Source organism: Azospirillum sp. UENF 312511 (genome assembly GCF_058780635.1).
Genome location: NZ_JBSNCG010000005.1, coordinates 1,116,595 through 1,130,130 on the forward strand (window position 1 = coordinate 1,116,595; position 13,536 = coordinate 1,130,130).

The window sequence follows — 13,536 nt, forward strand, 5'->3', positions numbered from 1 at the left end:
GCTTCAGACAACGGCTGCGCTCACTCGGGCAACCCAGCCAGCCGCAGCCCCTCCGCAAACCGCGCGAGATCCTCAGTACGATGGATCGGCAGCCACTCCTTGAGGGTGGAGACGCGCAAGGACGGGTCGAGCGCGCGCAGCTGCCGCATCGCCTGCCGCGCCTCCTCCGTCCGCCCACCGAGCGCGTGGCTCGCCGCCGTCAGGGCCATGGCGGACAGGAGGATAGGCAGGTTCCCCAGCGCCTTGTCCGCCCAGGCCACGGCGGCGTCGAAGCGCCCGGCGAAGAAATGCGCCAGCGCCGTCCCCGCCTGCATCCGGAACATCTCCGGGTCTAGCGGGCTCAGGCGGGCGGCATGGGCGAAATGCTCGGCCGCGCTTTCCGCTTCACCGCGGAAGACGCGCAGGTAGCCGCCGAGGAACCAGGCGGGGGCGAAGTTGGGGTTGAGCAGCACCGCCCGGTCGATGAGCGCGATGCCTCCGTCGAGATCACCGACGAAGTGACCGAGCGCGTGCCCGGCCCTCGTCAGCGCGACCGCGTCGTCGCGGCCGAATTCCACCGCCAGCCGCGCCAACCGCACCCCCTCGCCGATCTCCCGGGGCCGGTCGGTCATCCAACCGTTCACCTTGCGCCAGAGATGGCACCAGGCCGCCCCGCCATAGGCCGAGGCGAATTCCGGATCGAGTTCGGTCGCCTTATGGAACAGGGGCAGCGCCGCGTCGATCGCCTCGCGGGTTCCGCTGTGCAGCTTTGCCATGCCGCGCAGGTAGTAGTCGTAGGCACCCAGGCTTTCCGTCGGCTTGCGCTTGGCGCGCTCGATCTCCGCCCGCTCGAGCTGCGGTGCGATGGCACCGACGACGCTTTCGGCGATCCGGTCCTGCAGTTCGAAGAGGTCGTCGAGCGTGCCCTCGAAACGCTCCGCCCAGAGATGCGTCCCGGTGGTCGCGTCGATCAGCTGCCCGGTGATGCGCACCTTGTTCCCGGACTTGCGCACGCTGCCTTCGAGCACGTAGCGGACGCCCAGCTCGCGGCCCACCTCTGTCACGTCCACCGCCCGGCCCTTGTAGGCGAAGCTCGAGTTGCGCGCGATGACGAACAGCCAGCGGAGGCGCGACAGGGCGGCGATGATGTCCTCCACCACCCCGTCGGCAAAATAGTCCTGCTCCGGATCGCCGCTCAGGTTCTGGAAGGGCAGCACGGTGATGGAGGGCTTGTCCGGCAGGACCGGCCCGGACGGTGTCTCCCTGCCTTCGCTGGAGGCGCGGCTGGCGATGCCTGACCCGCCGGGCTGGGGTGTCTCCCCGATCGCACCGACCCCGGCCGCCCCGACTTCGATCGCCCCGACGAAGCGGAAACCTTTGCGGGGGACCGTGCGGATCAGCCGCTGTTCCTCGCCGTTGTCGCCGATGGCCTTGCGGACCGCGTTGATGTGGCTGGTGATGGTCGATTCCGAGACGATCCGTCCGTTCCACACCGCCTCCAGCAGATCGTCCTTGCTGACGACGCGGTCGCGGTTGCGGACGAGATGCAGCAACAGGTCGAAGACCTGCGGGCCGACGCCCACGATCCGACCGCGCAGGGTCAGTTCCCGGCGCTCCTGATCGAGCTGATAGTCTCCAAACATGAAGCGCAAGGCCGGCTTCCCCCTGGGCCGTGCGCTCTCGGCTCCCTGTGTCCGGGACGACGGGCGAACGGTGCGCGCCCTTGATAGCACGGCAGCGCGTGGACGGAAAACCAAGCATCCTTGGAGGGCAATTCAAGCCCGCCGCAAGGACTTCCCCGGCGCGCCCGGGCACTCTCCCTTCCATCGGCGGCGCTGGTTTCCGTCGAGAGAAACGGAGAGCCCCATGAAGATCGTCGTCATCGGAGGCACCGGCCTCATCGGATCGAAGCTGGTGAAGACCCTCCGCGAGCACGGCCACGAGGCGCTCGCGGCCTCCCCGAACACGGGCGTGAACACCATCACCCGCGAGGGCCTGGTCCAGGCGATGGATGGAGCCGCCGTCGTCGTCGACGTGGCGAACGCGCCGGTCTGGGAGGACAAGGCCGTCCTCGACTTCTTCGAGACCTCGGGCCGCAACCTGCTCGCCGCCGAAGCGGCCGCCGGTGTCCGCCATCACGTCGCCCTCTCGATCGTCGGCAGCGAACGGCTTCCCGACAACGGCTATTTCCGGGCGAAGGTCGCCCAGGAGAATCTCATCAAGGCGTCCGGCATCCCCCACAGCATCCTGCGCGCCACCCAATTCTTCGAATTTGTCGGCGGCATCGCGCAGTCGGCCACCGTCGGCGAGGAGATCCGCCTGTCGCCGGCGCTGATCCAGCCGATCGCCTCCGACGACGTGGTGGCGGCGCTCGCCGACGTCACGCTCGCACCGCCGATCGACGGCACGCTCGAAGTCGCCGGTCCGGAGGCGATCCCGCTCGACGAGCTGGTCCGGCGCTTCCTGCAAGCGACGAAGGACACGCGCAAGGTCGTGCCGGACATCCACGCGCGCTACTTCGGCGACGTTCTCAACGATCAATCGCTGACCCCCGGCCAGAACCCGCGCCTCGGCGCCATCCGGTTCGCGGACTGGCTCGGCCGGTAGGCCGCGCCCTGAAGGGCTTTGAAACCACCCGACGCCGGCCATGGGCCGGTGACGCGGAAACCGTCCTCCTTTGTTGTCTGGAAAGGCAAACATCATGACACGCATGGCTTGGCACGAGGTCGCGCCCGACGGCGCGAAGGCTCTGTTCGGCGTCCATCATTACGTCACGACGCGCACCAGCCTGCCCGAGGAACTCATCCATCTCGTGTTCCTCCGGGTCTCGCAGATCAACGGCTGCGCCCACTGCATCGACCTGCACAGCCGCGACCTCCGGAAGACCATGTCGGTCGACAAGGTCACGCTGGTGCCGGTGTGGGAGGAGGTGCCGCACCTGTTCTCCGACACGGAGCGCGCGGCCCTGGCCTGGGCCGAGGAGGTGACCCGCGTCAGCGAAACCCACGCGTCCGACGCCGCCTACGCGACGGCGGCGGCCGCGTTCGAGCCGAAGGATCTGGTCGATCTCACCATCGCTATCGCCGCGATGAACGCCTTCAACCGGCTGGGTGCCCCCTTCCGTCTCCCGGTGGCCGCCAAGGCATGAGCGGATGCCGACGGGAGCTGTGGCGATCGGCGGCGGCGACGCTGGGACACCCCCAATAGGGAATGAGGGAATGGACACGCTCGAGGACAGGGGGGCCGTCATCGCCGGAGCGAACGTCACCGGCGAACGCTCCACGGTCGGCGCCGCTGCGGCGCCCCCCAACAAAAGAAGGACGGCCGGCGTGCTGCTGTGCCTCGGCGCCGTGCTGGCCGCGGCGGGCGGGTGGAACTGGGCCCGTTCAAACGGCGGGACGGCGACCGACAACGCCTATGTCCGCGGTGACGTCACCTCGCTCGCCCCGAAGGTCGCCGGCTACGTCACGGCCGTCGAGGTCGCGGACAACCAGACCGTCAGGGCCGGCGATGTCCTGTTCCGGATCGACGATCGCGATTATCGCGCGCGGCTTGCCCAAGCGGTGGCCAATGTCGAGGCGGCCCAAGCCCGGCTTACCAACGTTGATGCGGAGACCCGGCTTCAGCATGTCCTGATCCGGCAGGCCGACGCCCAGAGGCGGTCGGCCATGGCCGAGATGACGCTCGCGGCCAAGGCCTACGACCGCCGCCGTGAGCTGATCCGCGGCAACGCCGTCAGCCAGGCCCACCTGGATGAAAGCGACGCGGCGCGCTTGAAAGCGGAGGCGGGCGTATCGGCCGCCTCGGCGACGGTCGAGGCCCAGCAGCAACGCCTCGCCGTCCTTGCCGCGCAACGCGACGCGGCCGTCGCCGCCGTGGCGCAGGCCGAAGCCGCGCGCGACCTCGCCCGGATCGATCTCGAGAGCACCGTGGTGCGCGCGCCGGTCGGCGGCGCGGTCGGCAACCGTCAGGTCCGCGTCGGCCGCCTCGTCGCGCCGGGCGCCTCCCTGCTCGACATCGTTCCTCTCGACACTGTGTGGGTGGTGGCGAATTACAAGGAAACCCAGCTCGAGCACATCCGGCCCGGCCAGCGCGCCCGCGTCACCGTCGACGGCTATCCGGGCGGGACGCTCGACGGTGTGGTCGACAGCCTTGCGCCCGGCAGCGGGTCCGCCTTCAGCCTGTTGCCCGCAGACAACGCGACGGGCAACTTCGTTCGCGTCGTCCAGCGCGTACCGGTGAAGATCCGGCTCGCCAGCAACCCCTTGCCCGGCCGCCTCGTGCCCGGCCTGTCGGCGCGTGTCGAGATCGCCCAAGGAGGCAGCCAATGACCGCCACCTCCACCGCCACGCCGGGCCGTGACGGGATCGCGGCCGACATCCTCCTCGTCGCCGGCATCTTGCTCGCCGCGCTGACGGAGGCGGTCGCCGGCACCATCCTGTCGCTCGGGCGCGGCGGCATCATGGGCGACACGCACGCGACCCCCGACGAATTCGCCTGGCTGGACATCGGGTACACCACGCTCAAGCTCCTCGGCTTCCTGGCCGCCCCCTGGCTGATGAGCCGCCTGCCTCCGCGCGGTCTGGTCGTCGGCTCGACCCTGGCCATGGGCCTGGCGTGCGGCATCGCCGCCGTGACCGATCGGCTGGACCTGCTGGTGCTCCTTCGGACCGTCCAAGGCTTCGCCGGCGGCACCCTGCTCGTCGGCGGGCAGGCGATGCTTTTTCTCGCCGGGCCGCGCTCCCGCCAGCCCGCCCTGCAAGCCCTGTTCGCCATGGGGGCCGTCGTCGCTCCCGCGACGATCGCACCGGCCTTCCAGGGGGCGCTGCTCGACAGCCAATCCTGGAACTGGATCTTCTTCAGCGTCGCTCCGCTGGCCCTGGCGGCAACGGGACTTCTGCTGATCGCCGACGGACCGATGCCCGCCAAGGCCGCCTCCTGTCCTTTTGATGGAATTGGTTTCGCCCTGATCGCTATCGCGGTCTTCTGCGTCACCTGCGTCCTCAGCCAGGGCAGCCGGTGGGACTGGTTCGAGGAGCCCCGCATCCTGTGGCTGACCGTGACCGGCGCAGCCGCTCTGCTGGCCTTTCTTGGCCAACAGGCGTTGATGAAGGGCCAGGGCCTGCTCGACGCTTCCCTGTTCGAATCAGACGCCTTTTCCTTCGCCTTCATCGTCAGCTTCGTCGCCGGCGCCGCTCTGTCCGGAAGCGCATTCCTGATTCCGTCGTTCGCCCTGTCCGTCCTCGCCTTCACGCCCACCGAGGCTGGCCTGCTGCTGTTGCCGAGCGGCGCGCTGTTCATCGGCTCGCTCCTGATGGCCGCCTTTCTGATTCAGGTGCGCCGCGTCCCCCCATTCACCACGGTGCCCTTCGGCATCCTGACCATCACGGGCGCCATGTGGATGCTGTCCGGCTCGACCGCCGAGAGTGGTGCCGACGACATGATGGCGGCGATTCTGCTGCGCGGTCTGGGCCTCGGCTTCCTATTCCTGTCGATCACCCTCATCGCCTTCGGCAGCCTCGACCGCCGGACTTTGGCAGCCGGAATCGGCCTTTTCAACACGGGTCGACAGCTTGGCGGCCTGATGGGAGTCGCGGCACTCCAGACCCTGATCGACCACAACGTCGCCGCCAACGTTGTGGCCCTCGGCGCCAACGTCACTGCGGGAGGTTCCATGCCCCTCGAGCGGCTGATGACCACCGCAGCCACGCTAACGGTGAAGGGGCTGGAGGCGGCGGCCGCGAGCCGGGCCGCGACGAGCCTTCTGAGCCGGACCGTGACGGGTCAGTCCACGGTGATCGCCTACGACACGGCGTTCACCGCAATCGCCCTGCTCTTCGTCATCGCCGCGCCCGTGCTGATCGGCATCAAGATCGGCCTCTCCCGCCGCAGGATGGCGCGCGCCGTGCGTCACCGTGGCGGTTGGCCGTGAACACCGGTAGCCGATGCGCCAAGGGGTTGGGCAGGATGTGCGGCCGTGAAAACAGCGCGCAGGAAGGCAAGGCGTCGCACACCCTGCTGCAGCATCCATCGACCATGAAAAGACTCAACGCCGGCCACATGCGAGGAAGGAAGAAGCGCATCCATGGATCGTCAACGGTCTCATCCGACCCTTATGGACGCTGCCTCTGCTGATCGGAGGAGGCACATGTTCATAAGGAGACCGAGGATGAGCCATGACACTCAGGTTGGACGGGTCCCGTGGAACAAAGGCCGCCTGATCGGACCGAAACCTCTACTGAAGCCCAAGCATGTCTGGGAAATCCGCATCCGCCTTCAACTGGCGGGCGCCACACGCGACCTCGCGATGTTCGATCTGGCCATCGACAGCAAGCTGCGTGGATGCGATCTCGTCCGTCTCAAGATCGGCGATGTCGCGCTGAACGGCACGGTGCGCTCCCGCGCGACCGTGGTGCAGCAGAAGACGGGCCATCCGGTCCAGTTCGAGATCACCGAGCAGACCCGGGAGTCGGTCGGCCGATATGGATCCGGCTGAGAAGCGGACACAACAGCGACTACCTGTTCCCGAGCCGCGTGCGACCGGACCGACCGATCTCGACGCGCCAATATGCGCGGCTGGTCGATCACTGGGTCGGTGAGATCGGCCTGGATGCTGCGACCTACGGCACGCATTCTATGCGCCGGACTAAGGCGACCCTGATCTACCGGCGAACCGGAAACTTGCGGGCCATCCAACTCCTGCTCGGCCACACCAAGCTGGAGAGCATGGCCCGCTATCTGGGGATAGAGGTCGAGGACGTTTTGGCGCTGGCCGAGCAGACCGAGATTTGAGGAGCATGAGGAGAGTGCCTCCAGCAACGGGGGCACTTCCCGGCTCGCCCTGATCCGAAGCGGACCGTTGAAAGGTTCCTCCGAAGGCGACACGGTCGGTCGGCCGCTTGGTTGAGGATAGCGTAGATCTAGGCCGCGCCCGGTTCGCGCTGATCCTGCGCCTTCCCTCAAAGTTGCAGACAATTTGTCTAAAGCTGAGTAAGCTTGACCTAGGGCGGCAGTGCTCTGAGGAAAGCGAGCGGAAAACCGGCGTCATGCACATCTCCCGTGTCCAACTGGTTAATTATCGAAACTTCGAGCGAGCCAACGCCGTCTTCAACAAGGGCGTTAACACGATCATCGGTGAGAACGGTTCGGGCAAAACGAACCTGTTTCGCGCCATTCGGCTCCTTCTTGATGCCGATCAGCTCCGTTGGGCCTATCGGTTGGACGAGACCGATTTCTATCGTGGTCTCAAAAATTGGCGCGGTCACTGGATCGTAATCAGCTTGGAGTTCAGTGAGGTTTCCCAAGACGAGGCGATCCAGGCGCTCTTCCTGCATGGGGCCGGCGCCATCGAGGGCGCCGCTGTCGGCCGCGCGACCTATAATCTGATCTTCCGCCCAAGCACCGCCATACGGTCTAAACTGGGCGAGCTTGAGCAAGGCGACCAAGCCGGACTCGCCGAGTTGCTAAAGGGCCTTACGACAGATGATTACGAAACCGTCCTAACCGGGAAAAGCACCGCCGACTTCACCGATCCCGGGGTTTATACAGCGCTGGTGGGCGACTTCGACGAGGTTCGGTTTCCGAAAGAACTAAATCCGCCGGAGATTGGCGGCCCAATTCCAAGGGCTTTGTCGGTTACTAAGGAAATCTGCTTCACCTTCGTCCAGGCCTTGCGCGATGTCGTCAGCGAGTTCCAGGGCCAACGGACCAATCCGCTCCTGACCTTGCTCCGCAGCAAGAGCGGCGAAGTTGACCCGGTCGCGCTGGAGCCGATCACTGAGAAGGTCAAAGACCTGAATGCAGCCATTGAAGGCCTGCCCGATGTTGGCGAGATTAGGGCCGACATTCGCCAAACCATCCGTGATGCCGCAGGTGAAACTTATGCTCCGGCCAATTTGGCAGTGCGTTCGGCGGTCCCCGCAGAGGCCGAGCGCCTGTTTCAATCCCTTCGATTGTTCGTGGGCGAGACGGAAGATGACTACGAGGGCGCGATTCACGAACTGAGTCTTGGCGGCGCCAACCTTATCTACCTCACGCTTAAACTGCTGGAGTTCAAATACCAAAAGGCTAAGCAGGCCTGTGCCAACTTCCTCCTGATCGAAGAGCCGGAAGCTCACATCCATACCCACATTCAGAAGACGCTCTTCGATCGACTAACCTACACCGATACTCAAGTTATCTATTCGACACACTCAACCCAAATCTCCGAGGTCAGTAACGTTGAGAACGTCAACATCCTCGCCCGCAACGGCGCACGATGTGAGGTCTACCAGCCGGCAACCGGTCTAAACGCGAGCGACATTCGCAACATTCAGCGCTACCTCGACGCGGTGCGAAGCAATCTGCTGTTCGCCAAGAGCGTCATACTCGTCGAAGGCGATGCCGAGGAAATTTTAGTCCCAGCTCTGGTAAAGGAAGTGCTTGGTGTCAGCCTCGACGAACTCGGCATCAGCCTCATCAACATTCGGAGCACCGGCTTTGAGAACGTCGCCGTGCTCTTCCATGACGACCGCATCCGCAAGCGCTGCGCCATCGTGACAGACCTCGACGCTTGTTTCTTCGACACGACACCCAACGCGGCCGATTCCAAGCAACTCGCCAAGCAGAAGGTTAAGGCCATCAACTCGGCGGCGGCTGGCGTTGCACGCCAAGCACGGCTCAACCTCTTTAAGGTCGACAATCCGTGGCTATCGACCCACTTCGCTCAGTGCACCTTCGAGGTCGAGTTCGTGCGGACCGGCAACGTGGAGGTCGCGGTCGATAGCCTCGGGGCGGTCTATGTCGATCCCGAGATGATCCAGACGGCTACTGAAGAACTTCGATCGGCCGATCCTGGGCGTTTTGGTCGCCGGATCCTCGCAATGGCGAACTACGCCGGGAAAGGGTGGCTGGCGATACAGCTTGCCAAGCGGGTGACCGCCCGATCGCGCATCCCGTCCTATCTGCTGGAAGCAATTTTTACAGCACACCGACCGCTTAGCCGCGCCGTGCTGGCAAACATGATCGACTATCGACTTAAGAGGCACAACGACCCCGCGCTGCTGCCACCAAACGTCGCGGCCGAAATCCGGGTGCACACGGGGCAGTATCAGCGGGGCGAAATTGACACGCCCGCACTGCTCACCGCTCTTGCCCCGGTACTCCCCGGCGACGTTATTATTGAAATTCTCGGGTATACCTGATGGTGTTCGTCTGGAATAAAGATGACTTGAACGACGAGCAAGTCGACGCCGTCGAGCACGACGGCAGCGTTTTCCTCATCGCTTGCCCCGGCAGTGGCAAGACGCGAGCGCTTACCTACAAGATTGCGCTTGAACTGTCTCGCCTTGAATCCGACCGGCACTGGATCGTGGCAATTACCTACACCCACCGGGCGGCGGAAGAGATTGAAGAGCGCATCGAGCGGCTTGGCGTCGATACGGAGCGCCTGTGGATTGGTACCATACACTCGTTCTGCCTCGACTGGATCTTACGGCCTTACGCGATCTATCACAACAAGCTGAGATTCGGCTTTCGGGTCGCCGACCAGCACGAGACAGAACGGCGGTTGGAAAAGCTGTGCCAGGGGCGTCACCCACGTATTCGGCCGTTCGATTGCAACTACTACTTCTCGTCACGAGGGTGTCAGCTCGAAGCTCCGAACCCGGCCCGCCGAGACCAAATTCTTAGGGTGTTGGAAGAATATTGGGCGTGCCTCGAAGCTGAGCGAATGATCGACTTTGAGATGATCCTGAACTGCGCTTACGAGTTGATCGCTAACGAGCCGTCGATTTCGATCCTGCTCAGTTCAATCTTCAAGTTCGTCCTCGTCGACGAGTTTCAGGATACTAGGGAGATTCAGTACGCCATCCTCGCCGCGATCCTGCGGGCTGGCGCCGGCCGGACCCGCACCTTTCTGGTCGGTGACCCAAACCAAGCGATTTACGGCTCACTCGGCGGCTACGCAATGACCCGCGACGATTTCGCCGCGCTTTGCGGCCTCGAATTGGCCCACAAGAGCCTATCTATCAACTACCGGTCGTCAAGCCGGATCGTGGAGTATTTCTCGAACTACCACCTGCTTGCCGCCAACGTTAGGGCGGAAGGCAAGGATCGCGATTATGCAAGCCTCGTGTCATTCGACGAGGAGACGACGCACCAGAATGTGGAGGACGAGATCGTTCGCCTCATCCGCTATAACTGCGAGCAACTGGGAATCGCCGCGCACGAGATATGCGTCGTGGGCCCCCGGTGGATCCAGTTAGCAGCTCTGACACGGCGACTAATGAGCGCCTTGCCGGAATACAGCTTCGATGGGCCAGGTATGGCACCGTTTGCCCGCGACCAAGACAATTTTTGGTTCAAGGTGGCCCGTATCGCGCTCACGGAACCGTCCCCACAACTCTATGTGCGTCGAACGCGGTGGGCGGGGGAAATCCTTGCCGAACTGTGCCATGCTGGCATCCGGGTCAGCGGTTTATCAAAACGCGAGTTGCTGCGCTGCTGCAATAGCATCCAGATCGATCAGGACGACGGGCTAGCGTTCCTGCGGCTGTTCTTCGACAAATTCTGCCTCGCGGTAGGCTTCGAATTAACGGATTCGGCTGCGCTCGTTGAGCACTACGAGACATTCTTCGCCCGGTCGGAGGCTCAGATCGCACGGCTCGAAGAGGCAGGTATCCAGGGCGTTTCCACGATCGGGGTATTCCGCCGCGTGTTCGCCAGCCGGACAGGGATCACCATTTCGACGATCCACGGCGTGAAAGGCGCTGAGTTCGACACGGTTATCGCCTTCGCCATGCTGGAAGGGATGGTCCCGCACTTTGCCGACCCTGAAGGCGGAGCAAGCGCCAAGAAGCTGCTCTACGTCGTTTGCTCCCGTCCTCGGAAAAACCTGCACTTGATCGCCGAAACCGGCCGTCTAGATGGTCGGCGTTTGCCCTACAGGACAACGGACATTCTTAGTGATTGCGTGTTTGACTATGACGCGCTGCTGGAGATTGCCTGACCGGGACCTTCTAGTAGAGTGCGCCAGACGAAGCTTAACATATGTAGAACAAAATGTTTCTCTTAGAGCGCGGATCAAAACCTCGGTTTCCTGGCCCCAAGCCATTGATTTAGCTCGACCCAAGGGAGGTTTTGATCCGCGCTCTTAGTTATACTCAGCAAGATCCGGTGCCATGATAGCGCCTCAAGGGAGGATGCAAAGATGGTGGATGTGATTGAAACCGAAAGGTTGACTCTTCGCTCCCGAAATGAGTCCGATTTAGAAGCCAACTTGATGATGGAACTCGATCCTGAGGTGCATCATTATATCTTCAGTTCCGCACCAGACCCAGTAGAGCACAAGGCGGAGTCCTTTCTCGGATTGCAACGGGTTGGCCTCAAGTAGGTGGGCTATGGGTTGTCGAATGGCGCGACCGCCCAGGATTTCTTGGTTGGTGCGCATTGTTTCCCTTTGACAATAATGATCAACTGGAAATGGGTTATCGCCTTCTTCCGCAAGCTTGGGGGCAGGGGATCGCTACTGAAGCAGGGCAAGCAATCCTAAATTATGGATTCAGCCGACTAGAACTTGATACGGTCATTGCTGTTACTCACCCGAATAATGGTCGATCACAGAATGTACTTAAAAAGCTCGGTTTTTGCGCCACCGGAGCTGTCACCTATCATGGCCAATCCGTAGTATCATTCCTTTTAACTCGCACGAATTTTGAAACGCTGACAATCGCTTGATGCCTTGTAGAACGTAACCCTCCGTCAGGCGCAGACCACTAGGATGATAGCATCCTTAGCGGCTTCATTGGATGAGCGTTATGCACCAGCCCTGACTATGGCTAGGTGCATGCCTACCATATGCATGCTCAATAGTGGAACCAGAAGCCGCTTTGGCGAGCACGCCGATTTTGATCGACTTTGATACAGCGAATACTGATCCCTCTAGAATTTGAAAAGGTTCGATCTCTGGCTGACCACCAACGTCCGCTGTTGGCGGATAGTGTTGAAAAAGTCGGTGTTGCCAGCCGCTTGAAGTCCTGATTCAGTTCTCCTGGGCAGAGGAGGACGCAGCGATGATGGGCGAGCGGACGGTGATGCAGGAGGCGCTGTTCTATGAGTTCAGCCTCGAACGCCACGTCCCGTCGGACCACCTGCTTCGCTCCATCGACCGGTTCGTCGACCTGTCCGGTATCCGTGCGCATCTGCAACCCTTCTACAGCGCACTCGGACGCCCCTCGATCGATCCGGAACTGATGATCCGGATGCTCATCATCGGCTACTGCTTCGGCATCCGCTCGGAGCGCCGGCTGTGCGAGGAGGTGCATCTGAACCTCGCCTACCGCTGGTTTTGCCGGCTCGGCCTGGAGGGCGACGTGCCGGATCACTCGACCTTCTCAAAGAACCGTCACGGCCGCTTCCGCGACAGCGATCTCCTGCGCAAGCTGTTCGAAACGACAGTGCAGCGCTGCATGGAAGCCGGGCTCGTGGGCGGCGATGGCTTCGCGGTCGATGCCAGCCTTATCCGGGCCGACGCGAACAAGCAGCGCTCGGCGGCGGGATCGGACGCCGTCGATTGGGAGGCGATGGCAGCGACCCGCCGTTCGGTCCGGGAGTATCTCGACACGCTGGACGAGGCTGCCTGGGGCGCTGCCAGTGAGGTGACGCCAAAGTTCGTCTCGCGTTCGGATCCGGCCGCGCAGTGGACGGGGGCACAGAAGGGTCATGCGTTCTTTGCCTATGCCACCAACTACCTGATCGACCTCGACCACGCCGTCATCGTCGATGTCGAGGCGAGCCGGGCCATCCGCCAGGCGGAGGTCGGCGCCGCCCGCACCATGCTGGATCGCACCCAGGACGGCTTCGGGCTGTATCCCGAGCGGCTGGCCGCCGACAGCGCCTACGGCTCGGCCGAGATGCTTGGCTGGCTGGTTCATGAGTGCGGGATCGAGCCGCACATCCCGGTCTTCGACAAATCCGAGCGGCGCGACGGGACCTTCGAACGGGCCGACTTCACCTACAATCGCGAGGCCGACGCCTATGTCTGCCCGGCCGGCAAGGAGCTCCGGCCGCGGCAGAAGACCTATCGGACGCCGCGCCCGCTTGCCGACGAGGACGGCCTGATCCGCTATCGCGCCAGCACGCTGGACTGCGCCCCTTGCCCGCTCAAGCCGCGCTGCTGCCCGAACACGCCCGCCCGCAAGGTCCCGCGCTCCATCCACGAAGGGGCCCGCGACCTGGCGCGCGCCATCGCCGCCACCGAGGCCTACGCCACCTCACGGCGTGAGCGGAAGAAGGTCGAGATGCTGTTCGCCCACCTCAAGCGCATCCTGAGGCTCGACCGGCTGCGATTGAGGGGGCCACAGGGTGCTCGCGACGAGTTCCACCTCGCAGCCGCCGCCCAGAACCTCCGCAAACTCGCCAAGCTCATCCCGATGCCGGAGCCCAGGCCGGCATGAGGGAGCCTCTGCCCGTTCGGTCCTTACGATCGGCGCAGCAGCACTCGATCAGCACCTGACTTTTTCAACGATATCGGCGCATTGCGGAAGCTCACCAATCTGGATGCCAGAAATGAGAGCTTTC

Annotated in this window: 12 protein-coding genes; 11 read left to right on the top strand and 1 reads right to left on the bottom strand. The window is 63.5% G+C overall.

Going from position 1 to position 13,536, the window contains the following annotated elements; all coding sequences use genetic code 11:
- Window positions 1-20 precede the first annotated feature (20 nt).
- Window positions 21-1,622 carry a winged helix-turn-helix domain-containing tetratricopeptide repeat protein gene (locus tag ACWPN7_RS33395; RefSeq protein ID WP_247891427.1) on the bottom strand — a complete coding sequence of 534 codons (1,602 nt, stop codon included), beginning with the start codon at window positions 1,620-1,622 and terminating at the stop codon, window positions 21-23.
- A gap of 223 nt (window positions 1,623-1,845) precedes the next feature.
- On the opposite strand from ACWPN7_RS33395, the gene ACWPN7_RS33400 reads away from it, so the two are divergent.
- The 11 genes from ACWPN7_RS33400 (at window position 1,846) to ACWPN7_RS33450 (ending at window position 13,412) form a co-directional block, all read left to right on the top strand.
- Complete coding sequence (locus tag ACWPN7_RS33400; RefSeq protein WP_200474805.1) at window positions 1,846-2,586, top strand: SDR family oxidoreductase; 741 nt, start codon at window positions 1,846-1,848, stop codon at window positions 2,584-2,586.
- A 94-nt stretch (window positions 2,587-2,680) separates the two neighbouring features.
- Window positions 2,681-3,127, top strand: a complete 447-nt coding sequence (locus tag ACWPN7_RS33405) for a carboxymuconolactone decarboxylase family protein (protein WP_200474806.1) — start codon at window positions 2,681-2,683, stop codon at window positions 3,125-3,127.
- 70 nt (window positions 3,128-3,197) lie between these two features.
- On the top strand, window positions 3,198-4,310 hold the full coding sequence (locus ACWPN7_RS33410) for an HlyD family secretion protein (protein WP_200474807.1): 1,113 nt from the start codon (window positions 3,198-3,200) through the stop codon (window positions 4,308-4,310).
- Entirely contained in the window at window positions 4,307-5,911 is a 1,605-nt protein-coding gene (locus ACWPN7_RS33415) for an MFS transporter (RefSeq protein ID WP_247891423.1), read from the top strand. The genes ACWPN7_RS33410 and ACWPN7_RS33415 overlap by 4 nt, the downstream gene beginning before the upstream one ends.
- 237 nt (window positions 5,912-6,148) lie before the next feature.
- A complete protein-coding gene (locus ACWPN7_RS33420; protein ID WP_247891424.1) occupies window positions 6,149-6,475 on the top strand; it encodes a site-specific integrase in 327 nt (108 codons plus the stop codon).
- Window positions 6,472-6,771 (top strand): tyrosine-type recombinase/integrase, encoded by a 300-nt coding sequence (locus ACWPN7_RS33425; RefSeq protein ID WP_443623216.1) that lies wholly within the window; start codon window positions 6,472-6,474, stop codon window positions 6,769-6,771. Before ACWPN7_RS33420 ends, ACWPN7_RS33425 begins: the two co-directional genes overlap by 4 nt.
- 254 nt (window positions 6,772-7,025) lie before the next feature.
- Window positions 7,026-9,161: an AAA family ATPase gene (locus ACWPN7_RS33430; protein WP_200474808.1), complete on the top strand. Its 2,136-nt coding sequence runs from the start codon at window positions 7,026-7,028 to the stop codon at window positions 9,159-9,161.
- Window positions 9,161-10,966 (top strand): UvrD-helicase domain-containing protein, encoded by a 1,806-nt coding sequence (locus ACWPN7_RS33435; RefSeq protein WP_456525969.1) that lies wholly within the window; start codon window positions 9,161-9,163, stop codon window positions 10,964-10,966. The genes ACWPN7_RS33430 and ACWPN7_RS33435 overlap by 1 nt, the downstream gene beginning before the upstream one ends.
- A gap of 201 nt (window positions 10,967-11,167) precedes the next feature.
- Entirely contained in the window at window positions 11,168-11,350 is a 183-nt protein-coding gene (locus ACWPN7_RS33440) for a GNAT family N-acetyltransferase (RefSeq protein ID WP_200474809.1), read from the top strand.
- Entirely contained in the window at window positions 11,326-11,694 is a 369-nt protein-coding gene (locus ACWPN7_RS33445; RefSeq protein WP_200474837.1) for a GNAT family N-acetyltransferase, read from the top strand. Before ACWPN7_RS33440 ends, ACWPN7_RS33445 begins: the two co-directional genes overlap by 25 nt.
- 335 nt (window positions 11,695-12,029) lie before the next feature.
- The gene (locus ACWPN7_RS33450; RefSeq protein WP_200474802.1) at window positions 12,030-13,412 is read left to right on the top strand and encodes a transposase; all 1,383 of its coding nucleotides are present in this window, start codon (window positions 12,030-12,032) and stop codon (window positions 13,410-13,412) included.
- Window positions 13,413-13,536 lie beyond the last annotated feature (124 nt).

Bases quoted from the DNA above. Each gene is read 5' to 3' on its own strand.
- ACWPN7_RS33395 (WP_247891427.1), bottom strand. From the start codon at position 1,622: ATGTTTGGAGACTATCAGCTCGATCAGGAGCGCCGGGAACTGACCCTG.
- ACWPN7_RS33400 (WP_200474805.1), top strand. From the start codon at position 1,846: ATGAAGATCGTCGTCATCGGAGGCACCGGCCTCATCGGATCGAAGCTG.
- ACWPN7_RS33405 (WP_200474806.1), top strand. From the start codon at position 2,681: ATGACACGCATGGCTTGGCACGAGGTCGCGCCCGACGGCGCGAAGGCT.
- ACWPN7_RS33410 (WP_200474807.1), top strand. From the start codon at position 3,198: ATGGACACGCTCGAGGACAGGGGGGCCGTCATCGCCGGAGCGAACGTC.
- ACWPN7_RS33415 (WP_247891423.1), top strand. From the start codon at position 4,307: ATGACCGCCACCTCCACCGCCACGCCGGGCCGTGACGGGATCGCGGCC.
- ACWPN7_RS33420 (WP_247891424.1), top strand. From the start codon at position 6,149: ATGAGCCATGACACTCAGGTTGGACGGGTCCCGTGGAACAAAGGCCGC.
- ACWPN7_RS33430 (WP_200474808.1), top strand. From the start codon at position 7,026: ATGCACATCTCCCGTGTCCAACTGGTTAATTATCGAAACTTCGAGCGA.
- ACWPN7_RS33435 (WP_456525969.1), top strand. From the start codon at position 9,161: ATGGTGTTCGTCTGGAATAAAGATGACTTGAACGACGAGCAAGTCGAC.
- ACWPN7_RS33440 (WP_200474809.1), top strand. From the start codon at position 11,168: ATGGTGGATGTGATTGAAACCGAAAGGTTGACTCTTCGCTCCCGAAAT.
- ACWPN7_RS33450 (WP_200474802.1), top strand. From the start codon at position 12,030: ATGATGGGCGAGCGGACGGTGATGCAGGAGGCGCTGTTCTATGAGTTC.